Origin of the sequence: Brachybacterium muris, assembly GCF_016907455.1 — a bacterium.
GTDB classification, from domain to species: Bacteria; Actinomycetota; Actinomycetes; order Actinomycetales; family Dermabacteraceae; genus Brachybacterium; species Brachybacterium muris.
Genome location: NZ_JAFBCB010000001.1, coordinates 2,406,485 through 2,430,371, shown reverse-complemented (window position 1 = coordinate 2,430,371; position 23,887 = coordinate 2,406,485). Strand labels below are relative to the sequence as shown.

The 23,887-nt window shown below is 65.9% G+C and carries 11 protein-coding genes and 3 rRNA genes; all 14 read left to right on the top strand.

The genetic code is table 11. The features are described 5' to 3' along the window. Positions 1-88: 88 nt before the first annotated feature. The 14 genes from argC to JOD52_RS11165 all read left to right on the top strand — a co-directional run bounded on the left by argC (position 89) and on the right by JOD52_RS11165 (position 23,879). Entirely contained in the window at positions 89-1,162 is a 1,074-nt protein-coding gene (argC, locus tag JOD52_RS11230; protein ID WP_204410020.1) for an N-acetyl-gamma-glutamyl-phosphate reductase, read from the top strand. Positions 1,163-1,210: 48 nt separating this feature from the next. Next, positions 1,211-2,380 (top strand): bifunctional glutamate N-acetyltransferase/amino-acid acetyltransferase ArgJ, encoded by a 1,170-nt coding sequence (gene argJ, locus JOD52_RS11225; protein WP_204410019.1) that lies wholly within the window; start codon positions 1,211-1,213, stop codon positions 2,378-2,380. Beyond that, a complete protein-coding gene (argB, locus tag JOD52_RS11220) occupies positions 2,377-3,333 on the top strand; it encodes an acetylglutamate kinase (RefSeq protein ID WP_204410017.1) in 957 nt (318 codons plus the stop codon). The genes argJ and argB overlap by 4 nt, the downstream gene beginning before the upstream one ends. Then, positions 3,326-4,588 carry an acetylornithine transaminase gene (locus JOD52_RS11215; RefSeq protein WP_204410015.1) on the top strand — a complete coding sequence of 421 codons (1,263 nt, stop codon included), beginning with the start codon at positions 3,326-3,328 and terminating at the stop codon, positions 4,586-4,588. Before argB ends, JOD52_RS11215 begins: the two co-directional genes overlap by 8 nt. A gap of 1 nt (position 4,589) precedes the next feature. After that, positions 4,590-5,594 (top strand): ornithine carbamoyltransferase, encoded by a 1,005-nt coding sequence (gene argF, locus JOD52_RS11210; RefSeq protein WP_204410013.1) that lies wholly within the window; start codon positions 4,590-4,592, stop codon positions 5,592-5,594. After that, on the top strand, positions 5,591-6,193 hold the full coding sequence (locus tag JOD52_RS11205) for an arginine repressor (RefSeq protein ID WP_204410012.1): 603 nt from the start codon (positions 5,591-5,593) through the stop codon (positions 6,191-6,193). Before argF ends, JOD52_RS11205 begins: the two co-directional genes overlap by 4 nt. A 70-nt stretch (positions 6,194-6,263) precedes the next feature. Beyond that, positions 6,264-7,505: an argininosuccinate synthase gene (locus JOD52_RS11200; RefSeq protein WP_204410010.1), complete on the top strand. Its 1,242-nt coding sequence runs from the start codon at positions 6,264-6,266 to the stop codon at positions 7,503-7,505. After that, on the top strand, positions 7,502-8,968 hold the full coding sequence (gene argH, locus JOD52_RS11195) for an argininosuccinate lyase (protein WP_204410008.1): 1,467 nt from the start codon (positions 7,502-7,504) through the stop codon (positions 8,966-8,968). Before JOD52_RS11200 ends, argH begins: the two co-directional genes overlap by 4 nt. Positions 8,969-9,125: 157 nt before the next feature. Then, positions 9,126-10,394, top strand: a complete 1,269-nt coding sequence (tyrS, locus tag JOD52_RS11190; protein ID WP_204410006.1) for a tyrosine--tRNA ligase — start codon at positions 9,126-9,128, stop codon at positions 10,392-10,394. 606 nt (positions 10,395-11,000) lie between these two features. After that, a 16S ribosomal RNA gene (locus JOD52_RS11185) occupies positions 11,001-12,519 on the top strand. A gap of 342 nt (positions 12,520-12,861) precedes the next feature. Further along, a 23S ribosomal RNA gene (locus tag JOD52_RS11180) occupies positions 12,862-15,921 on the top strand. 119 nt (positions 15,922-16,040) lie between these two features. After that, positions 16,041-16,157: ribosomal RNA gene (rrf, locus tag JOD52_RS11175) — 5S ribosomal RNA — on the top strand. Together the 16S, 23S and 5S rRNA genes form the textbook arrangement of a ribosomal RNA operon. A gap of 273 nt (positions 16,158-16,430) precedes the next feature. Next, positions 16,431-17,435, top strand: a complete 1,005-nt coding sequence (locus tag JOD52_RS11170; protein WP_017824178.1) for a polyprenyl synthetase family protein — start codon at positions 16,431-16,433, stop codon at positions 17,433-17,435. A 201-nt stretch (positions 17,436-17,636) separates the two neighbouring features. Next, positions 17,637-23,879, top strand: coding sequence for an Ig-like domain-containing protein (locus JOD52_RS11165; RefSeq protein WP_239551876.1), 6,243 nt, complete (start codon positions 17,637-17,639; stop codon positions 23,877-23,879). Positions 23,880-23,887 lie beyond the last annotated feature (8 nt).

The following is a 23,887-nucleotide window of genomic DNA, read 5'->3' as shown; positions in this document are numbered from 1 at the left end:
AGGCGTGATTGAACTGTTATCGACGCGAGTGGTACGAGCTTTCCTTGCCAAGTGGCTGATCATGCATAGGTATGTATAGACTTCCGGCATGTCTGCAGCACAGTCCCTGCCCCGCGTCGCGGTCGTCGGCGCCTCCGGCTACGCCGGCGGCGAGACCCTGCGCCTGCTGGCAGGTCATCCCGAACTGGAGGTGGCCACCGTGGCCGCGCACTCCAGTGCGGGCAAGCACCTGAGCGAGGTCGCCCCCCACATCGACCTCGGCCACGACCCCGTGCTGCAGGAGACCAGCGTCGAAACGCTGCGCGGTCACGACGTCGTCGTCCTCGCCCTGCCCCACGGGGAGTCCGGCCGGATCGCAGCACAGCTGCGCGAGGCGGATCCCGGTGTGCTCGTGCTGGACCTCGGCGCCGACCACCGCCTGGAGAGCGCCCAGGACTGGGCGGAATACTACGGTACCGAGCACTCCGGCACCTGGACCTACGGCATGCCCGAGCTGCCCCTGGCCGAGGGCGGTCGGCAGCGCGATCAGCTGGTCGGCGCCCGCGAGATCGCCGTCCCGGGGTGCAACGCGACCGCCGTCACCCTCGGCATCGTGCCACTGCTGCGCGCGGGACTGCTGGACGGCACCGCCATGACCGCAGTGCTGCCGGTGGGCTACTCCGGTGCCGGCCGCACCCCCAAGCAGCACCTGCTGTTCAGCGAGGCCCAAGGGTCAGCAGCGCCGTACGCGGTGGGAGGCAGCCACCGGCACGTGCCCGAGATCCTGCAGAACCTGCGCCGGGCAGGCGCCCACGGGGACCTCTCCCTCACGTTCACCCCCGTCCTGGTACCGATGAGCCGCGGCATCCTCGCGGTGATGAACGCCCCGGCACCTGCCGGCACCACCACCGGGGACCTGTTGGAAGCACTGCGAGCCGACTACTCCGGCGAGCACTTCATCACCGTGCTGCCGGAAGGGCGCATGCCCGGCACCGGCGAGGTGACCGGCGCCAACACCGTGCGCATCGGTGCGGCCGTGGACCGCCGCAGCGGGCAGGCCACCGTCATCGCGGCCCTCGACAACCTGGTCAAGGGGACCGCCGGTGCCGCACTGCAGTCCCTGAACCTCGCCCTGGGCCTGCCGGAGACGACGGGCCTCAGCCGCACGGCACTGGCTCCCTGAGCCGCCCGGGCCCACTTGCCTCACGCCCACGATCCCCTGGAGAACACCGTGTCGATCACCCGCCCCCGCGGATTCCGCGCCACCGGTGTCGCCGCCGGCATCAAGTCCGCCGGCGCGCACGACCTTGCCCTGGTGGTGAACGACGGTCCCCGCGACACCGCCGCTGCCGTGTTCACCGCGAACCGGGTCAAGGCCGCCCCGGTCCTGTGGTCCCAGCAGGCCGTCGCCGACGGCCGCGCCCGCGCCGTGGTGCTGAACTCCGGTGGTGCCAACGCCTGCACCGGCCCCGAAGGCTTCGCCGACAGCCACCGCACCGCCGAGCACGCGGCCGAGGAGCTGGGCCTCTCATCCCAGGACGTGCTGGTGTGCTCCACAGGCCTCATCGGCGAGCGCCTGCCGATGGACTCCCTGCTGGCCGGGGTCACCACCGCCGCGGGCGTGCTCGCCACCGGGCCCGCGGCCGATGCAGACGCCGCCCGCGCCATCATGACCACCGACTCGGTGCCCAAAACCGCGTCCGCCACCACCGACTCCGGCGTCACCGTGGGCGGTATCGCGAAGGGCGCCGGCATGCTCGCCCCGCAGCTGGCCACCATGCTGGTGGTCCTCACCACCGATGCCGACGTGGATGCCGCCACCGCCGATGCGGTGCTGCGTGCCGCGACCGCTACCACCTTCGACCGGGTCGACTCCGATGCCTGCATGTCCACCAACGACACCGTGATCCTGCTGGCCTCCGGCGCCAGCGGCATCACCCCGGAGCCGGACGAACTCACAGGCGCGGTGCGCCAGGTGGCGGCGGACCTGGCCCGGCAGCTGGTGGCCGATGCCGAGGGCGCCAGCCACGACGTGCACGTGGTGGTGCGCTCGGCCACCACCGAGCAGGCCGCTCTCGCCGTGGCCCGCGAGATCGCCCGCTCCAACCTGGTCAAGGCCGCCGTGTTCGGAAACGACCCCAACTGGGGCCGCATCGTCGCCGCCGCGGGCTGTGTGCCCGAGGACGTCGCCCCGTTCGCCGTCGAGGACCTGTCCGTGAGCGTGAACGGCGTGGAGGTGTGCCGCGCCGGGGGAGCGCACCGTGACCGCTCCGAGGTGGACATGACCCCGCGCGAGACCCTCATCGAGGTGGACCTCGGCGCCGGCACCGCCACCGGGGACATCTGGACCAACGACCTCACGCACGAGTACGTCGAAGAGAACAGCGCCTACTCCTCATGAACGACACCCCCCGGACCACCACCGGCAAGAACCCCCTCACCCCGCTCGATGCCGCCCGCATCGAGGCGAGGGACAAGTCGGCCGTGCTGATCGAGGCGCTGCCGTGGATGCAGCGCTTCCGCGGCAAGATCGTGGTGATCAAGTACGGCGGCAACGCCATGATCGACGACGAATTGCGCCGCGCCTTCGCCGCCGACATGATCTTCATGCACCTGGCCGGCATCCGCGTGGTCGTGGTCCACGGCGGTGGCCCCCAGATCAACGCCATGCTGCAGCGGGTGGGCATCGACTCCACCTTCCGCGGCGGGATGCGCGTCACCGACGCCGACACCATGGACATCGTGCGCATGGTGCTGGTGGGCCAGGTGGGCCGCCAACTGGTGGGCCTGATCAACCAGCACGGCCCCTACGCCGTGGGCATGTCGGGGGAGGACGCCCACCTGTTCACCGCCAAGCGCCGTGGCACCGTCGTGGACGGCGAGGACATCGACCTGGGGCACGTGGGAGCGGTGGACGACGTGCGCATCGAGTCCATCAGCGACCTGCTGGAGGCCGGGCGCATCCCCGTCATCTCCTCGATCGCCCCCGAGGTGGACGAGCACGGACAGCTCACCGGCGAGGTCCTCAACATCAACGCCGACCTCGCCGCCGCAGCCATCGCCCAGGGGCTGGATGCCGAGAAGCTGGTGATGCTCACGGACGTCGAGGGCCTGTACCGCGACTGGCCGGACCGCGACTCGCTGATCCCGGAGATCGCCGCCTGCGAACTGCGCGCCATGCTGCCCGCCCTCACCGAGGGCATGATCCCCAAGGCCGAGGCGCTGCTGGGTGCGGTCGACGCGGGCGTCCGGACGGCCGCCATGATCGATGGGCGGATCGAGCACGCGGTGCTGCTGGAGGTCTTCACCACCAAGGGAGTGGGCACCATGGTCAGGAGGGACGACTATGTCTGAGAAGCAGAGCACCGTGAACCTGGACGCCGCTGCGGCGGGTGACGGCCAGAGCTACGCGCAGCGCTACACGGAGGCGATGATCCCGGTGTTCGGCACCCCGCAGCGGGTGCTGGTGCGCGGCGAGGGCGTGCACGTGTGGGACGACCACGGTACGCAGTACCTGGACCTTCTCGGCGGGATCGCCGTGAACACCCTCGGGCACGGTCACCCCGCGATCCTCAGCGCGCTGGCCAAGCAGGCCGAGGACCTGGTCCACGTCTCCAACTTCTTCGCCACCGCCCCGCAGATCGAACTGGCCGAGACCCTGCTGCGCCTTGCCCGCGCACCCGAGGGCTCCGGCGTGTTCTTCGCCAACTCCGGCACCGAGGCCAACGAGGCGGCCTTCAAGATCGCACGACGCCACGGGGGAGCGGACCGGCCGCGCATCCTCGCACTGACCGATTCCTTCCACGGCCGCACCATGGGCGCACTGGCCCTCACCTCCAAGGAGGCCTACCGTGTGCCCTTCGAGCCCCTGCCCGGCGGGGTCGAGTTCCTCCCGGCCAACGACGAGGACGCCCTCGCGGCGGCCCTCGCGCCGGGGGACGTGGCCGCGGTGTTCGCCGAGCCGATCCAGGGCGAGGCCGGGGTGCGGCCCCTGGACCCCACGTATCTGCAGGCCCTGCGCCTTCTCACCCGGGAGCACGGCACCCTGCTGATCCTGGACGAGGTCCAGTCCGGCATCGCCCGCAGCGGCCACTGGTTCGCCCACCAGGCCACCGACGGTGTGGTCCCGGACGTGATGACCCTGGCCAAGGGCCTGGGCGGGGGGTTCCCCATCGGGGCCCTGATCGCCTTCGGACCCGAGGTGCGCGCACTGCTGAGCGCCGGCCAGCACGGCACCACCTTCGGCGGCAACCCGCTCGGTGCTGCCGTCGCCCTTGCCGTGCTGGGCACCATCACCGAGGACGGACTGCTCGACCATGTGCGCGAGGTCGGGGACCGGTTCGCTGAATCGGTGTCGGCGCTCGCTGATCCCCGCATCACCGAGGTGCGAGGGGCAGGCCTGCTGCGCGGCATCGGGCTGAGCGAACCGATCGCACCCCAGGTCGCCGCGGCCTCGCTGGAGGCCGGGTTCATCGTCAACGCCCCGAACCCCTCCACCATCCGCATCGCCCCGCCGCTGATCATCACCGCCGAGGAGCTCGGCAGCTTCACCGCAGCCCTGCCCGGCCTGCTCGACACCGCCTTGGCAACCGCCACAGAAGGAGCCTGAGATGCCCCGCCACTTCCTGCGCGACGACGACCTGACACCGGGTGAGCAGAAGGAGGTCCTGAGGCTCGCCCAGCAGCTGAAGGCCGAGCGTTTCGCCGCACGCCCCCTCGAGGGCCCCCGCACGGTCGCGATCCTGTTCGACAAGTCCTCCACCCGCACCCGGATCTCCTTCGCCACCGGGGTGGCGGAGCTCGGCGGCAGTCCTCTGGTGCTCGAGGCCAATTCCAGCCAGCTCGGTCGCGGTGAGTCCATCGCTGACACCACCGAGGTGCTCACTCGCATGGTCTCCGCGATCGTGTGGCGCACCTTCGGTCAGGAACGGATCGAGGAGATGGCCGCCCATGCCACGGTTCCCGTCATCAATGCCCTCACCGACGAGTTCCATCCCTGCCAGATCCTCGCTGACCTGCAGACCATCGCCGAGTTCACCGGGGGTTTGAGCGGGGGGGAGGCCCCGTCCCTTTCCTCCAGGTCCCTCGCCTACCTCGGCGATGGCGCGAACAACATGGCCCACTCCTACCTGCTGGGAGGAGCCACCGCCGGGATGGACGTGCGGATCGCAGCCCCCGTGAGCCACCGGCCCGACCCCGCGATCATCGAGCGTGCCCGCGAGATCGCCGAGGCCACCGGGGGATCGGTGACCGTCACGGATGATCCCCGCGAAGCGGTGGCCTCGGCCACTGCCGTCATCACGGACACCTGGGTGTCGATGGGGCAGGAGGGGCAGGACGGCCGCGACGAGCTCACGTTCTCCCCGTACCAGGTCACCGGGGAGCTGATGGACCTGAGCGGCACGAACGAGGACGGCAGGGGGATATTCCTGCACTGCCTGCCCGCCTACCGCGGCAAGGAGGTGGCCGCCTCCGTGATCGACGGCCCCCGCTCAAAGGTGTGGGACGAGGCCGAGAACCGCCTCCACGCCCAGAAGGCCCTGATCACGTGGCTGCTCCAGCATCCCGACGAGCACACCGCCGCCCACGCCCGCGGGCAGGAGGACGTGCGATGACCGAGCAGCAGAAGCGCGCGCTGGCCCAGACCAAGATCTCCCGCCAGCAGCAGATCGTCTCCCTCCTGCGTGACCAGGAGGTGGTCTCCCAGGCCCAGCTGGCACGCCTGCTGGCCGAAGAGGGCACCGAGGTCACCCAGGCAACGCTCTCCCGCGACCTGGTGGAGCTACAGGCCGAGAAGGTGCGGGGCGCCCACGGCACCCTCGTCTACCGGGTGCCGCCTGATGGAGGGTCCCCTCGATCCGAGCGCACCCTCAGCGAGAGCGAGCTGCTGCAGGCCCGACTGCCGCGGCTGGCCGAGGGCCTCCTTGTCTCCGCGGAGGCCAGTGGCAACCTGGTGGTGTTGCGCACACCTCCCGGCGCTGCCCAGTACCTGGCCTCCGCACTGGACCGCTCGGTGCTGCCCGACATGATCGGAAGCGTCGCCGGCGACGACACCGTGCTGCTGGTCGCCCGGGACCCCTCCGGAGGGGACCGGCTCGCCGCCCGGCTGCTGGACCTCGCCGACGGTCGACGCGAGTCGGACCCCGCCGATCCCCTGGCAGTGCAATCGGCGCTGCCGGACCCCACCACGTCCTCGGGCACCACCCCCGCCTGAGACCAGTTCTGCGGTAGGACCCACCATGCCGCATCCTGAACCCAGAAGAATTCGACTCATAGGAGCATCAGTGACTGAACGCATTGTCCTCGCCTACTCCGGCGGCCTCGACACCTCCGTGGCCATCGGCTGGATCCACGACGCCACCGGCGCCGAGGTCATCGCCTGCGCGGTGGACGTCGGCCAGGGCGGGGAAGACCTCGACGTCATCCGCCAGCGCGCCCTGGACTGCGGCGCCGTGGAGGCCGTGGTCGCAGACGCCCGCGACGAGTTCGCCACCGAGTACTGCATGCCTGCGCTCAAGGCCAATGCCCTGTACATGGACGCCTACCCCGTGGTCTCGGCCATCTCCCGCCCCGTCATCACCAAGCACCTGGTGGCCGCCGCCAAGAAGTACGGTGCCAGCACCGTGTCCCACGGCTGCACCGGCAAGGGCAACGACCAGGTGCGCTTCGAGGTCTCCATCACCTCCCTGGCCCCGGAGCTGAAGTGCATCGCCCCCGTGCGGGACCTGGCCCTGACACGTGACAAGGCCATCGACTACGCCGAGCGCAAGGGCCTGCCGATCGAGACCACCAAGCACAACCCCTTCTCGATCGACCAGAACGTGTGGGGCCGCGCCGTGGAGACCGGCTACCTCGAGGACATCTGGAACGAGCCAACCAAGGACGTCTACACCTACACCGATGACCCGGCCTTCCCGCCGGTGGCCGACGAGGTGACCATCTCCTTCGCCGAAGGCATCCCGGTCAGGATCGACGGTCGCCCGGTCACCCCGCTGCAGGCCATCCAGGAGATGAACCGTCGCGCCGGCGCCCAGGGTGTGGGCCGGATCGACATCGTCGAGGACCGCTTGGTGGGCATCAAGTCCCGCGAGGTGTACGAGGCCCCCGGCGCGATGGCGCTGATCGCCGCCCACCAGGAGCTCGAGCGGGTCACCCTCGAGCGTGAGCAGGCCCGCTTCAAGCGCACCGTGGGCGACCGCTGGACCGAGCTGGTCTACGACGGCCAGTGGTTCAGCCCGCTGAAGAAGTCCCTGGACACCTTCATCGACGACACCCAGCGGTACGTCAACGGCGACATTCGGATGATCCTGCACGGCGGCCGTGCCCAGGTCACCGGGCGCCGCTCCGAGACCGGACTGTACGACTTCAACCTCGCCACCTACGACGAGGGCGACGCCTTCGACCAGTCCCACGCCAAGGGCTTCATCGAGATCTACGGCCTCGCCGCCAAGCAGGCCGCGGCCCGCGACGTCGCCAACGGCAACGGCGAGGACCTCGGCGAGGCCGCCCAGCAGGACGACGCGTGACCGCGCCGGGACCCGCAGGGGCACCCCAGCCCGAGGCGGCAGCGGAGCGGCTGGCCCTGTGGGGCGGACGCTTCGGCTCCGGGCCCTCGGCGGCGCTGGCGGCGCTGTCGGTGTCCACCCACTTCGACTGGCGCCTGGCGCCCTATGACGTGGCCGGCTCCCGCGCCCACGCCCGGGTGCTCCATGCCGCCGGACTGCTCACCGACGACGAGCTCGCCGGGATGGACCGAGCACTGGTGCAGCTGCGCGATGACGTGGCCTCCGGTGAGTTCATCGCCGGTCCGGACGACGAGGACGTGCACACCGCCCTGGAGCGCGGCCTGCTCGAGCGGGCGGGGGAGGAGCTGGGCGGGAAGCTGCGTGCGGGACGATCCCGCAACGATCAGATCGCCACCATGATCCGCATGTACCTGCGCGATCAGGTGCGATCCCTGTCCGAGCAGGTGCTTGCCCTGGCGCAGGTGATCACCGACCGGGCCGAGCAGGCCGGAGACGCGATCCTGCCGGGTCGCACCCACCTCCAGCATGCCCAGCCGGTGCTGCTGGCCCACCAGCTGATGGCGCACGTATGGCCGCTGCTGCGGGACGCGGAACGATTCGCCGATCTCGACGCACGGCTGGACGTCTCTCCCTACGGCTCAGGTGCACTCGCCGGATCCTCGCTGGGACTGGATCCGCAGGCCGTCGCCGCAGACCTCGGGTTCTCCGACTCCGTGGAGAACTCGATCGACGGCACGGCCGCGCGGGACCTGGTGGCCGAGTTCGCCTTCGTGTGCGCGATGGTCGCGATCGATCTGTCGCGGATGGCGGAGGAGATCATCGTGTGGAACACGAAGGAGTTCTCCTACGTCACCCTCGATGACGCCTTCTCCACCGGTTCGTCGATCATGCCCCAGAAGAAGAACCCGGACATCCCTGAGCTCACCCGGGGCAAGGCCGGGCGCGTGATCGGTGACCTCACCGGCCTGCTGGCCACGCTGAAGGCCCTGCCTCTGGCCTACAACCGGGACCTCCAGGAGGACAAGGAGCCGGTGTTCGACCAGGTGGACACCCTGGACCTGCTGCTGCCGGCGATCACCGGCATGGTCGCCACCCTCACCTTCCACACCGAGCGCATGGAGGAGATGGCACCGCAGGGATTCTCCCTGGCCACCGACATCGCCGAGTGGCTGGTGCGCGAGGGCGTCCCGTTCCGCAGTGCCCATGAGATCGCCGGGGCGTGCGTACGGGTGTGCGAGGAGCGCGGCATCGAGCTGGCGGACCTCACGACCGGTGACCTGGCCGCCATCTCGGAGCACCTCAGTCCCGAGGTGCTGGGAGTGCTCACGGCTGCCGGTTCCGTCGCCTCCCGCGACGGGAAGGGCGGCACTGCGCCGGTGCGGGTGCGTGAGCAGATCGCTGCGGCCGGCGCGCGCATCCAGCAGCTCTCGGAGCGCACTGCGCCGCTGGAGCGTTCCGTCTGACGAAAACAGCTGGGGGTCTGCCCCTGCTTCCTGCCACAATGGGGCCGGTCCCACCTCGGGACCGGCCCCACGTCATGTCCGGCCACGCCGCGGCGCCCAGCGTCGCACCGGTCGATCCGACGACAGGGCCACGCCGTACACCGGAAGGAACACTCTGATGCAGACCGTCCTGGACGACCTCGACTGGCGAGGACTCGTCGTGCAGACCACCGGGCGCGAGGCGCTCGGAAGCGCTCTGGCCAAGGGACCGGTCTCCCTGTACTGCGGCTTCGACCCCACCGCGTCCTCCCTCCACGTCGGCCACCTGACCCAGGTGCTCACCATGCGCCGCTTCCAGCTGGCCGGCCACAAGCCCATCGCCCTGGTGGGCGGGGCCACCGGCCTGATCGGCGACCCGCGCATGTCGGGGGAGCGGGTCCTCAATGACTCCTCCGTCGTCGCCGGCTGGGTGGACTCGCTGCGCGATCAGATCTCCCGCTTCCTCGACCTCGAGGGCGAGTACGGCGTGACCATGGTGAACAACCTGGACTGGATCGGCGGCCTCAGCGCCCTGGAGTTTCTGCGCGACATGGGCAAGCACTTCCGCATGGGGACGATGCTGGCCAAGGACACGGTGGCCAGGCGACTGGCCAGCGATGAGGGGATCAGCTACACCGAGTTCAGCTACCAGGTGCTCCAGGGCATCGATTACCTCGAGCTGCATCGGCGCCACGGTGTCACCCTGCAGTACGGGGGGAACGATCAGTGGGGGAACCTGCTCTCGGGCGTGGACCTGATCCACAAGGTGGAGGGCCACGACGTGCACGCCCTGACCACGCCGCTGGTCACCAAGGCCGACGGCACCAAGTTCGGCAAGAGCGAGGGCGGTTCCGTCTGGCTGGACCCCCAGCTCACCAGCCCCTACGCCTTCCACCAGTTCTGGCTGAACGCTGCGGACTCGGACGTCATGAACTACCTGCGCTTCTTCACCTTCCGGGACCGCGAGGACATCGCGGAGCTGGAGCAGGCCACTCAGGATGCCTCCCATGAGAGGCGGGCACAGCGTGCCCTCGCCGATGACCTCACCACTCTGGTGCACGGGCAGCAGGCCACGGATCAGGCGAAGGCCGCCGCCAGCGTGCTGTTCGGCCGCGGTGATGTGCGCGAGCTGGACAAGCCGACGATCCGTGCGATCGCGGGTGAACTGCCCGGGGCCCAGCTGCCCGGCAGCACCTCCTTGGTCGATGCCTTCGTCGCTGCGGGGATCGTCCCCTCAAAGGGGGCGGCCCGCCGAGCGGCGGACGAAGGAGGCCTCTCCGTGAACGGCGAGAAGATCGCCGGCGATGATCTCGCCGGTGAGCTGGCCGCGCTCTCGCCCCTGCCCGGCAAGCACCTCCTGCTACGTCGCGGCAGGAAGACGGCCGCTATGGTGCAACTGTCCGACTGACCTTGGTGACACCCCTAACAAGAACAGGTCACATTCGGCCCCGAAACCGGGCATCGGCGGGCAGAAAAGCCCGCTGACCTGCGGAGATGGGGGCACGGCGAGGTGAACAAGGGGTTACATCGGCGGTTTGACGGAGGTGCCGCAGCCCCGTAATGTCTTCCCTTGTCGCCGCAAGGACGGCCACGAAGCAGAGCGGATCCGAGAGGGTCGGAGCGAAGCGGAGAGGCAGTAGGAGCGGGGATGCGATCCCCTCGGGGGTCGGCCGCGAGGTGAGCGGATCGAGAAGGTCGCACAGCGAAACGATCGAGACGCAGACCACACGGAGCGGAGTTGAAACGGCCGCGGAGAACTGCTAGAGTAGTGACTCGCGCCGGGACGACGAAGCAAAAGTCGGACCGGGCAGGATCAAGATCCTGCAAGGCGACCGGCGCCACCGAGCCTCTGAGACGAGCCGCAATGCGGTCAGTCAACGATGTGCGCGTGTTGCTTGATATCTCAATAGCGTGTCTGTTTGTTGATGCCATTATTTTGAATGGCATTTTTCGGATGATTAGCAGATATGAATTTGCTGGTTGTTTGTTTGAATGCTGGGATTTTTTCTATGTTTTCATGGAGAGTTTGATCCTGGCTCAGGACGAACGCTGGCGGCGTGCTTAACACATGCAAGTCGAACGATGACGACAGGGCTTGCCTTGTCTGATTAGTGGCGAACGGGTGAGTAACACGTGAGTAACCTGCCCCCCTCTTCGGGATAACCTCGGGAAATCGGGGCTAATACCGGATATGACTTCGCACCGCATGGTGTGTTGTGGAAAGTTTTTCGGTGGGGGATGGACTCGCGGCCTATCAGTTTGTTGGTGAGGTAATGGCTCACCAAGGCGATGACGGGTAGCCGGCCTGAGAGGGCGACCGGCCACACTGGGACTGAGACACGGCCCAGACTCCTACGGGAGGCAGCAGTGGGGAATATTGCACAATGGGCGAAAGCCTGATGCAGCGACGCCGCGTGGGGGATGACGGCCTTCGGGTTGTAAACCTCTTTCAGTAGGGAAGAAGCGAAAGTGACGGTACCTGCAGAAGAAGCGCCGGCTAACTACGTGCCAGCAGCCGCGGTAATACGTAGGGCGCAAGCGTTGTCCGGAATTATTGGGCGTAAAGAGCTTGTAGGTGGCTTGTCGCGTCTGCCGTGAAAACCCGAGGCTCAACCTCGGGCGTGCGGTGGGTACGGGCAGGCTAGAGTGTGGTAGGGGAGACTGGAACTCCTGGTGTAGCGGTGATATGCGCAGATATCAGGAAGAACACCGATGGCGAAGGCAGGTCTCTGGGCCATTACTGACACTGAGAAGCGAAAGCATGGGGAGCGAACAGGATTAGATACCCTGGTAGTCCATGCCGTAAACGTTGGGCACTAGGTGTGGGGAACATTCCACGTTTTCCGCGCCGTAGCTAACGCATTAAGTGCCCCGCCTGGGGAGTACGGCCGCAAGGCTAAAACTCAAAGGAATTGACGGGGGCCCGCACAAGCGGCGGAGCATGCGGATTAATTCGATGCAACGCGAAGAACCTTACCAAGGCTTGACATGCACCGGACGACTCCAGAGATGGGGTTTTCTTCGGACTGGTGCACAGGTGGTGCATGGTTGTCGTCAGCTCGTGTCGTGAGATGTTGGGTTAAGTCCCGCAACGAGCGCAACCCTCGTTCCATGTTGCCAGCGCGTTATGGCGGGGACTCATGGGAGACTGCCGGGGTCAACTCGGAGGAAGGTGGGGACGACGTCAAATCATCATGCCCCTTATGTCTTGGGCTTCACGCATGCTACAATGGCCGGTACAATGGGTTGCGAAACTGTGAGGTGGAGCGAATCCCAAAAAGCCGGTCTCAGTTCGGATTGGGGTCTGCAACTCGACCCCATGAAGTCGGAGTCGCTAGTAATCGCAGATCAGCAACGCTGCGGTGAATACGTTCCCGGGCCTTGTACACACCGCCCGTCAAGTCACGAAAGTCGGTAACACCCGAAGCCAGTGGCCTATCCTCGTGAGGGAGCTGTCGAAGGTGGGATTGGCGATTGGGACTAAGTCGTAACAAGGTAGCCGTACCGGAAGGTGCGGCTGGATCACCTCCTTTCTAAGGAGCATCACCAATTTTGGTGGCCATCTGCTCACCCGCGTGTGGTGGGGGTGGTTGCTCAAGGGTGGAACATCAACGAATGGGCGCTTCGCTGCAGTCATTGTCCTAGTACGGCCCTTTGGGGTGTGGAACGGGTGGTGGGTGTGGTTTGAGGTGGAGACACGCTATTGGGTTGTGAGGCTGCACGCGGCCCCTGCTTTGTGTGGGGGTGTGTGGCTGGTCCTCCCTGCTTCCTGTTGCCGGTATCGGCTCAGGTGGTGGTGTGGGGTTGTTTCTTGAGAACTGCATAGTGGACGCGAGCATCTTGTAAGCAATTTATATGAGTGTCTTTGTAGTGTTTGCCAAGTCTTTAAGGGCGTACGGTGGATGCCTGGGCACGAGGAGCCGATGAAGGACGTAGGAGTCTGCGATAAGCCTCGGGGAGGTGACAACCGACCTGTGATCCGAGGATGTCCGAATGGGGAAACCCACCGCGAGTCATGTCGCGGTACCCGCCACCGAATGTATAGGTGGTGTGGAGGGAACGCGGGGAAGTGAAACATCTCAGTACCCGCAGGAAGAGAAAACAAATAGTGATTCCGTGAGTAGTGGCGAGCGAAAGCGGAAGTGGCTAAACCTGGTCTGTGTGATACCCGGCAGGGGTTGCAGGTTGGGGGTTGTGGGACGTATCTGGATTGTCTGCCGGCGATCCGACGTGGACGTGCATTGGTAGTCGAAGTCGTGGTGAGTGCGACGGCGTAGAGGGTGTGACCCCCGTAGACGAAACTGTTGTGCGGCGTGATGCTGTTCCCGAGTAGCACCGGGCCCGTGAAATCCGGTGTGAATCTGCCAGGACCACCTGGTAAGCCTGAATACTACCTCGTGACCGATAGCGGACAAGTACCGTGAGGGAAAGGTGAAAAGCACCCCGGGAGGGGAGTGAAATAGTACCTGAAACCGTGCGCTTACAATCCGTCGGAGCCTTACGGGGTGACGGCGTGCCTTTTGAAGAATGAGCCTGCGAGTTAGTGGTCGGTGGCGAGGTTAACCCGTGTGGGGTAGCCGTAGCGAAAGCGAGTCTGAACGGGGCGTTCAGTCGCCGGCTCTAGACCCGAAGCGAAGTGATCTATCCATGGGCAGTGTGAAGCGCGGGTAAGACCGCGTGGAGGCGCGAACCCACTTCAGTTGAAAATGGAGGGGATGACCTGTGGATAGGGGTGAAAGGCCAATCAAACTTCGTGATAGCTGGTTCTCCCCGAAATGCATTTAGGTGCAGCGTTGCGTGTTTCGTGCCGGAGGTAGAGCACTGGATAGGCGATGGGCCCCACCGGGTTACTGACCTTAGCCAAACTCCGAATGCCGGTACGTGAGAGCGCAGCAGTGAGACTGTGGGGGATAAGCTTCGTAGTCGAGAGGGAAACAGCCCAGAACATCAGCTAAGGCCCCTAAGCGTGTGCTAAGTGGAAAAGGATGTGGAGTTGCTGAGACAACCAGGAGGTTGGCTTAGAAGCAGCCACCCTTGAAAGAGTGCGTAATAGCTCACTGGTCAAGTGATTCCGCGCCGACAATGTAGCGGGGCTCAAGTACACCGCCGAAGCTGTGTCATTTCACTTTATTGTGGGATGGGTAGGGGAGCGTCGTGCAGACAGCGAAGCCGCGGGGTGACCCAGTGGTTGAGTCTGTACGAGTGAGAATGCAGGCATGAGTAGCGAAAGACGGGTGAGAAACCCGTCCGCCGATTGATCAAGGGTTCCAGGGCCAGGTTAATCCGCCCTGGGTTAGTCGGGACCTAAGGCGAGGCCGACAGGCGTAGTCGATGGACATCGGGTTGATATTCCCGAACCGATCGTAGGAGGACCCATACCGAGGCATCTGATGCTAACCACCCGAGCTTGCCTCGTGCCCTTCGGGGTGCGTGCGTGAGTGAGGCTGGGAACCAAGGGTGTAGTAGGTCAGCGCGAGGGATGACGCAGAGAGGTAGCTTCCGCGGACTTAATGGAATAGTCCGTCTAAGCGTGCAGCCCGGTCACGGTAATGCGTGGCCATGAGGGTGAGACGTGATGGGGATCCCGTATGGGCGTAGGTGAGTGATCCTGTACTGCCGAGAAAAGTTCCAGCGTGACGAATACGGTCGCCCGTACCCTAAACCGACTCAGGTGATCAGGTAGAGAATACCGAGGCGTTCGAGAGAATCGTGGTTAAGGAACTCGGCAAAATGCCCCCGTAACTTCGGGAGAAGGGGGGCCCAAGGAGTGAGAGCTCTGAGGGCCGCAGAGACCAGGGAGAAGCGACTGTTTACTAAAAACACAGGTCCGTGCGAAGTCGTAAGACGCTGTATACGGACTGACGCCTGCCCGGTGCTGGAAGGTTAAGAGGACGGGTCAGCTCTTCGGAGCGAAGCTCAGAATTTAAGCCCCAGTAAACGGCGGTGGTAACTATAACCATCCTAAGGTAGCGAAATTCCTTGTCGGGTAAGTTCCGACCTGCACGAATGGCGTAACGACTTCTCCACTGTCTCAACCGCGAACTCGGCGAAATTGCATTACGAGTAAAGATGCTCGTTACGCGCAGCAGGACGGAAAGACCCCGGGACCTTTACTATAGTTTGGTATTGGTGTTCGGGACGGCTTGTGTAGGATAGGTGGGAGACTGGGAAGCATTCACGCCAGTGAGTGTGGAGTCGTTGTTGAAATACCACTCTGGTCGTTCTGGATTCCTAACCTCGGTCCGTGATCCGGATCAGGGACAGTGCCTGATGGGTAGTTTAACTGGGGCGGTTGCCTCCTAAAGAGTAACGGAGGCGCTCAAAGGTTCCCTCAGCCTGGTTGGCAATCAGGTGTTGAGTGTAAGTGCACAAGGGAGCTTGACTGCGAGACAGACATGTCGGGCAGGTGCGAAAGCAGGAACTAGTGATCCGGCACCTCATTGTGGAATGGGTGTCGCTCAACGGATAAAAGGTACCCCGGGGATAACAGGCTGATCTTGCCCAAGAGCTCATATCGACGGCATGGTTTGGCACCTCGATGTCGGCTCGTCGCATCCTGGGGCTGGAGTTGGTCCCAAGGGTTAGGCTGTTCGCCTATTAAAGCGGTACGCGAGCTGGGTTTAGAACGTCGTGAGACAGTTCGGTCCCTATCCGCTGCGCGCGTTGGATATTTGAGAAGGCCTGTCCCTAGTACGAGAGGACCGGGATGGACTGACCTCTGGTGTGCCAGTTGTTCTGCCAAGGGCATGGCTGGTTGGCTACGTCGGGAAGGGATAACCGCTGAAAGCATCTAAGCGGGAAGCCTGCTTCAAGATTAGATATCCATGCACTTTTAGTGTGAGAGGCCCCCAGTAGATGACTGGGTTGATAGGCCAGATGTGGAAGCATGGCAACGTGTGGAGCTGACTGGTACTAATGGCTGATGACTTACTCAAACACTTCACTTGTGTGATTGTTTATCTGTGTGTTCGCGTCCACTGTGTGGTTCTTGGGAAACAACGGCCTGCATGGCCCCTAGTGGGTTGTGTTGGGGGCTGGTTGGGTCTCGTTGTGTTACGGCGGTCATAGCGTCGAGGAAACGCCCGGTTCCATTCCGAACCCGGAAGCTAAGCTCGATTGCGCCGATGGTACTGCACTCGGGAGGGTGTGGGAGAGTAGGTCGCCGCCGGACATCTTCATTCGGGAAGGGATGAAGGAGTTGTAGCATCACCTGTTTGGGTGTGCTCCTCTTTCGTCCCTTCCCTTTTTTCATGCCCGAGATCGGTTGGGCCCGTGCGGTCATCATCGCCGACCATTGCGGTCCGTGGGCGGTAGACTCGTGTGCTGCGGAGAGTTCGAGGAGGGCTGCGGTCCTCGCGCCCAACCGGGCAACGGATTCCTCCGCCATCGTGACCGTATCCCGCCGGCCTCCCGCGTTCGCCGGCAGAAAACCCCCAGGAGAACCATGTCGTCCAGCCTGTCGGCCGTGCCCGACATCGATGAGGATCTGGCTCAGGCTGTCATGGAGCGTCTCGTCACCGTCGAGGATCGGCTCCGAGACTCCGTGGCGACCAATGACCACCTCGCGCGGTGGACCGCACGACACCTCATGGACGCCGGGGGCAAGCGCGTTCGCCCCATGCTGGTCCTGCTGGCCGCGGCCCTCGGGGACATGCACCGCGACGACGTGATCGACGGTGCCGTCCTGGTGGAGCTCACGCATCTGGCCAGCCTGTACCACGATGACGTCATGGACTCGGCGAGCACCCGGCGTGGCACGCGCGCGGCGCACGAGGTGTGGGGCAACAACGTCGCGATCCTCACCGGCGACTTCCTCTTCGCCCGGGCCAGCGGTCTCAGCTCGCGCCTCGGTACCGAAGCCGTCCGGTTGCACTCCCTGACGTTCGAGCGGCTGTGCCTCGGCCAGCTGCACGAGACTGTGGGCCCCCAGGAGGGTGAGGACCCGTTCGACCATTACGTATCCGTCCTGGCGGACAAGACCGCGTCCCTGCTGGCCTTGGCAGGTCAGCTCGGTGCGCAGCTGTCCGGCGCTCCGCAGGGTGTGGACGATGTGATGCGCCGCTACGGCGAGAAGGTGGGCGTTGCCTTCCAGCTCGCCGATGACGTGCTCGACCTCGAGAGTGATCCCGATACCAGCGGCAAGACCCCTGGTACAGACCTTCGGGAAGGAGTTCCGACGATGCCCACCTTGCTGGTGCGTCGTCGGGCCGCTGAGGGAGATCTCGGCGCCGAATCCCTGGTGCATGCGCTCGAAAGCGATCTCAGCGATGACGAGGCGCTCTCCCGGGTCGTCACCATGCTGCGTCAGGACCCGGCGCTGGAAGAGACCCGCGCACTCGCCCAACGCACCGCCGACGATGCCGTCGCGATCCTCGAGGAGCTGCCGGAGGGGCCGGTACGGGAGGCTCTGATCGCTTTCACCCGCACTCTGGTGGAGCGTCGACGCTGAATCATGGCTGTTCGACGGGCCGTCTCGCGTGCGGGAGCAGTGGTATCGCTCATCGTGACCAGTGCCGCGTAGCCGAGAGTGCGTTGGCACAGTACCCTGGACCAGTGCGCGCACCGATCGGTCGGTTCCGAGGATGTCGTCGCTGAGGACGATCTGCTCGTGGGTGGGCGTCCGTCAGTTCGTTCTTCATAGGGGGGTTCCATGTCGATCACCGCGGGGGTGAAGCGGCGACGACGCCGTTCCAGCACGGTCTCAGCGGCGGTATTGGCGATCGTGGCGCTGGTCATCACGGGTTTCGCGATCAACTTCCGCGGCCTGTCGTCCTCGGACGTCGAGGTCTCCAACGGTGGCGTCTGGGTGATGAACGAGCAGGAGCGGCTGATGGGGCGGCTCAACGTCGCTGCCCAGGAGCTCGACGCGCGTCTCGCCCAGAACGGTGATGATCTCGAACTGCTGCAAGCGGGCTACACGGTGATCGAAACCGGTCCGCGCGGCATGACACCGATCAACACTGCGGCAGTGAGCCGCAACGCCATGGTGGAGCTCCCGCCCAACTCCCAGGTGCGCCTCGGAGGGGACCGGGTGGCGATCGCCGCTCCCGATGGCCGGCTCTGGATCCTGTCCCCTGATGAAGCGGCCGCGTTCTCGGCCGGGTCGGTGGAGCCCACGCACGAGTCGAAGTCCGGCGATCTCCAGGTCGCGGTGAGCACCGCAGGCACGGTGTTCCTGCTCGAGGGTGACAGCCTGCTGGTGTTCCCTCGCAACATCGACACCCGCAAGACCACCGCGGAGGACCCGATCGAGGTCGGTGGGCTCTCCACGGAAGCGGGAACGGTGGAGCTGACCGCAGTGGGCGAGGAGCCCGTGATCCTCGATCGAGCCCAGCGCATGCTGCGCATCGGCACGAAGCACAAGGAGTACCAGCTCACCGAGTACGGTGTCGCCGATCTCGGCTCGGCGCGGATCCAGCAGCCCAGCCCCGCCTCCGAGAATGTCGTCCTGGCCACTCAGGACTCGCTGTTCGTCATCCCCTTGAACGGAGGCAGCGCTCAGGTCCATCCTGCGCGCGGCACCGGTACCCCCGTGGCGCCGGCCCAGGCGAAGGGATGCGCCTACGGAGCATGGAACGAATCGCTCGCCTACGTCCGCGCGTGCGGCGACAAGGTGATCAGCGAGTCGGTCCCCGATGCCAAGAGCGACGGCGCTCTGGTCCTGCGCGTGAACCACGATCTGGTCGTGCTGAACGACCAGAAGTTCGGGCTCTCGTGGATGATCGGCGACGAGATGCAGCTCGTGGATGAGTGGCTGATCGAGCAGGACATCGAGATGGCCGAAGCGGAGGTGCGGGAGAAGAAGACCCTCACCACGACCATCACCAATGTCGCGGCGGAGCGCGACGAGCAGAACCGCAAGCCGGTCGCGGTCGATGACCAGTTCGGTGTGCGTGCGGGCAAGAGCGTCGTGCTGCCGGTCACTCGCAACGACAACGACCCCGACGGTGACATCCTCACCGTCACCGTGGAGGGGGAGCAGCCGTCCGTCGGCACGGTCACCCCGATCCAGGGCGGCACCCAGCTGCAGATCGTGGTGAACGACGATGCCACTGGCACTGCCACCTTCTCCTATCGCGTCGACGATGGCCGCAAGGAGTCCGACACCGCTACCGTGACCCTCGACGTGAAGCCATCCAACGAGAACGGGGCCCCGGAGCCCTCGGATCAGATGGTCACCAAGGTCCAGGTGCGCTCCGGCGAGGAGGTCTCCTTCAACGTCCTCCCGTACTGGCAGGACCCGGACGGTGATGCCTTCTACCTCGCCAACGCCACGGTCGAGCCCGAGGATGTGGTGACGTTCCGGGCGGACGGCCTCGTCACCTTCACCGATGCCGGTATCGCCACCGGTGAGAAGGATGTGCAGCTGACCTTCCGTGACGAGCACGGCATGCAGGGCGAGGGCACCCTCAAGATCGAAGCCGTCGCTGAGAACGACCTCGCCCCGATCACCACTGCTGATCATGTGCGCATCGTCGCCGGCCGCACCGCCACCATCAAGCCATTGGCCAACGATCTCAACCCCAACGGCGGTCAGCTCGAACTGACCAATGTCTCCGAGGCGGAGGCGCTCACCGTCGACGCTGCTCTCGAAGCAGGAACCGTCAATGTGGCCGGCGATGCACCCGGCACCTACTACCTCGAGTACACGGTCGCGGCGAGCAGCTCCAGCTCAGCGTCCCTGGGGATCATCCGCGTGGACGTGGTGGAACCCAGCTCCGAGCAGCTGCTGCCGGTGGCTGTGGACGACATGGGCACGGTCACCACCGGAGCCGACACCCTGGTCGACCCGCTCGAGAACGACGTGGACCCCACCGGTGGTGTCCTGGTGGTCAACTCGGTCACGGTCCCCGAGGGAAGCGGCCTGAAGGTGACCGTGGTCGCGCATTCCCTGGTTCGCGTGGAGGCTGAACCAGGCGCGGTGGTGAGTGAGGAGCCCGTGGCTCTCACGTATCAGGTCGCCAACTCCGCCGGTACCGCGGAGGGCACCATCCGGGTGATGGTGGCCAGTACTGACACCCAGTTCGCCGACCCCATCGGTGTGCCCGACCGCGCCACGGTGCGGGCCGGTGACATGGTCGTGGTCAACGTGCTCAGCAACGACATCTCTCCCACGGATTCCAAGCTCTCACTGGGTCAGGAGCTCGATGGCTCCCAGGCCGAGGGCAAGGGCCGGGTGGAGACCCTCCAGGACCAGGTGCGCTTCATCGCCGACGACGACGCCAGCGGCGAGGCCGTCATCAAGTACGAGGCGGTCGACGAGACAGGTCGTAAGGGTGGCGCGAACCTGACGCTTCGGATCATCCCTGCCGATGCCTCCAACGCTCCTCCGCGCCCGGAGAACCTGATCGCACGTACGGTCGCCGGCACCACCGTGCGCATCCCCGTCCCCACCACCGGTATCGATCCCGACGGCGACTCCGTGATGCTGATGGGCGTCACCAGTCCTACCCCGCAGCTGGGCGAGGTGGTCTCTGCCACCGGCGAGTGGATCGAGTACGTGCCGCATGAGAACTCCGTCGGTACCGAGCGGTTCCGGTACCAGGTGATGGACCGCCAGGGGGCGGTGGGCACAGCCGAGGTGCTGGTGGGCATCGCCGAGCCCAACGAGATGAATCAGCCCCCGTACGCGGTGGACGACATCGTCGAGGTCCGGCCCGATCGCGAGGTGCAGGTCCATGCGCTGGACAACGACACCGACCCGGAAGGGACACCGCTGAGCATCGTCCCGGCCGACACCGAAGCACTCTCCGAGATCCATGTCCACGGCGAGGCGGAGAACGCCGCGGAGAACATGGTGACCGCCACCACCCCGTCCGAGAACGGCACCTACCAGGTGCTGTACAGCGCTTCGGACGGTCAGTTGAAGAGCTCGGCCACTGTCACCCTCAAGGTCGATGAGAACGCGCCGTTCCGCTCCCCGATCGCCAGGGACGACTTCGTCTCAGCGGCCGACGTGCTGGACCCGGAGGCCGAGGCGATCGAGGTGGACGTGCTGGCCAACGACTCCGACCCCGATGGCAGCACGGCCAACCTCACCGTCACCCTCGAGGGCAGCCCCGAGGGCGTGGAGATCGTCGAGGGCGGCATCGTCCGTGTCACCCCGCAGGATGAGCAGCAGCGGTACCGCTATGAGATCCAGGACGCGGACGATCGCACCTCCAACGGGTACATCTGGGTGCCGGGCCGCGCCAAGCAGGCACCGGTGTGGGTGGGGGAGACCATCCAGGTCCAGGCCGGCAGCGAGACGACCATCGACCTCTCCGATCCTCAGAACATCAGGGTTCGGCCGGGCGCCGAGTCTGCGAGGGTGACCGACCCGGATCTGGTCGTCGCCCGGGGCACCGACGGCACCCAGCTGGTCCAGGACGAGTCCACCCTCCTGTACCGAGCAGCAGAGGACTTCTCGGGTCCGGACACGATCTCCGTGGAGGTCACCGACGGCGAGGTGGGGGATCCGATGGCCGCAACCGCGACCCTCGCGATCCCGGTCGAGGTGGCCGCCGAGGACGAGAACCTGCCCCCCACCCTGCAGGGTGCACTGATGGAGGTGGAGCAGGGCGGCCCGCAGACCTCGGTGGACCTGGCCGCCTCCGCGTCGGACCCTGAGGACGATGAACTGACCTTCGCCCTCGGCGCGTACACCGAGGACCCGGAGGTGACGATCGGGTTGGACGGCACCTCGGTGACGGCGCAGGCCACTCCGCAGGCGACGAAGGGAACCATCATCTCGGTGCCGGTCACCGTCACCGACGGCACGAACGATCCGGTCGAGGCCACCGTCCAGATCACCGTGGGCGGGTCCAGTCGGCCCCTGCTGACGACCGTGCTGGACACCGCCGTGATCGATGCCGGGACCACGGACTCGGTACCTGTGCTCGCCAACGACTCCAACCCGTTCCCGGGTGGCAACAGGACGATCACCAACGCCGTCGCCACCAGCGGCACCGCTGAGGTCGCGGTCGAGGGTGAGAACGTGGTGATCACCCCTGCCGCCGACTTCAACGGCATCCTCACCGTCGTCTACACCGTGCGCGACGACACCGAGGACCCCGACCGTGATGTCCCCGGGGAGATCCAGGTGACTGTGCGCGGGAAGCCGGATGCGCCGTTGGCGCCCCGCGTCGCCGAGGTGGGTGACGGGATGGTGGACCTCAACTTCACCGGAGGTGACGACAACGGTGCCCCGATCACCGGTTACCGCGTGACCACGGCCTCCGGCCCCGCTGTATCGCAGGACTGCCCCTCGACCTCGTGCACCATCACGGGGCTGACCAACGATGTGGAGTACACCTTCCAGGTGATCTCCATCAACGAGGTGGGGGAGTCCGAACCCTCGGCCCCCTCGGCGCCGGCGCGGCCCGATGTGCGCCCGGAGGCTCCCGGCCCGCCGTCGGCGACGCGCGGGGACACCAGCCTCACCGTGACCTGGGCGGCGCCCGCCAACCGCGGTTCCGCCATCCAGCGGTACGACCTGCAGATGCAGAACACCGTCACAGGCGAGCTCACGGAGAAGAACTTCGAGGGCGGGGTCACGCAGCACGTGTGGGAGGGCCTGAGCAATGGCACCGACTACAAGTACCGCGTGCGTGCCCACAATCTGGCGCCGGAGCCCTCGGAGTGGTCGAGTTGGTCCGTGGCCGAGCACCCGGCCGGCCGGCCCGGCAAGCCCGCCGGAGCCATCACCGCAGAACGCGTGAACAATCCTCTGGGCGGTGGTGTGAAGGTGACCTGGCCGGCCATGACCACCGCTGAGGCCAACGGCGAACCGATCACCGAGTACATCGTCCGTGCATCCAACGGAGTCTCCGCCACCGTGAACGCCTCCACCCGGTCGCACACGTTCCGGGGCCTGGACCAGGACACCGAGTTCACCTTCACCTACACGGGTGTGAACTCGGTGGGGGAGGGAGTCAAGGCCTCCGCGCCCTCCAACCCGGTCACCCCGTGGGCGGTTCCTGCGGCACCCACCGGTGTGCAGGCGTCCATGCCCGACGAGGGGGCCGGCAATGGTCCCAATGGTCGGGCGACCGTCACCTGGGACGCTGCCACGGGCAACGGCACGCGGATCGAGGAGTACGTCGTCACCTGGAGCGGTGGTGGCCGACGCGAGGTCAAGGCCCCGGCCACATCACTGGAGGTCACAGGGCTCGACAATGGCACCTCGTACGCCTTCCAGGTCCAGGCCCGGAACCGATTCAAGGGCGGCGAGAGCAAGGTCTCCAAGGCCTCCAACTCGGTGAAGCCCTACACGAAGCCGGATCCCCCGGTGATCAGCACGAAGAGCTCGCCCTGCACCGATGCGAACACCTGTCCGGTCACCTTCACCATGACCGCCAACGGCAGCGACGGCGGCGCCGGCGGTAAGACCCTGCAGTACCGTGTGGACGGAGGCGGCTGGGAGAACGCCAGGAACACCTCCTACACCCGGGAGGAGAAGCTCGGCTCCGGGGAGTCCCGGAAGATCGATGTTCGAGTTCGCACGGTCTCCAAGAGCGGTCGCGAGATGTACAGCGAGGAGCGCTCGGCCACCGGGAAGGCCTCCACGTACACCCCGCCGGATCCGCAGGTGGCCGGGGGCGGTCCCAACTGGGGCGGGAAGGTTCCTCCGGGGACCAGTGGGTGCAGCTCCGACAACTGCTACTACTTCACGATCACCCTTCAGAACCTCCAACCAGGCCAGACTTACACGGTGGTCTACAAGAACGTCCACCCCAATGGACAGTTCCGTGAGTGGGCCTCCTTCGATCTGAATGCAGGGGCTGACGGTCGCGCGACGACGCCGACGCGCTTCTACGGCCACTGGGCAGACACGGGGAACCCCAATGTGGTGTACGTGAGCCATGGGTCGAACGGCCAAAAGGAAGTAGGCCGGTACTACAGTCCGGACTGACCGTCGCC

Excerpts from the sequence above, each read along its gene's own strand:
- tyrS (WP_204410006.1), top strand. The coding sequence starts at position 9,126 with ATGCAGACCGTCCTGGACGACCTCGACTGGCGAGGACTCGTCGTGCAG.
- argF (WP_204410013.1), top strand. The coding sequence starts at position 4,590 with ATGCCCCGCCACTTCCTGCGCGACGACGACCTGACACCGGGTGAGCAG.
- argC (WP_204410020.1), top strand. The coding sequence starts at position 89 with ATGTCTGCAGCACAGTCCCTGCCCCGCGTCGCGGTCGTCGGCGCCTCC.
- JOD52_RS11165 (WP_239551876.1), top strand. The coding sequence starts at position 17,637 with ATGTCGATCACCGCGGGGGTGAAGCGGCGACGACGCCGTTCCAGCACG.
- argB (WP_204410017.1), top strand. The coding sequence starts at position 2,377 with ATGAACGACACCCCCCGGACCACCACCGGCAAGAACCCCCTCACCCCG.
- JOD52_RS11170 (WP_017824178.1), top strand. The coding sequence starts at position 16,431 with ATGTCGTCCAGCCTGTCGGCCGTGCCCGACATCGATGAGGATCTGGCT.
- JOD52_RS11205 (WP_204410012.1), top strand. The coding sequence starts at position 5,591 with ATGACCGAGCAGCAGAAGCGCGCGCTGGCCCAGACCAAGATCTCCCGC.
- JOD52_RS11215 (WP_204410015.1), top strand. The coding sequence starts at position 3,326 with ATGTCTGAGAAGCAGAGCACCGTGAACCTGGACGCCGCTGCGGCGGGT.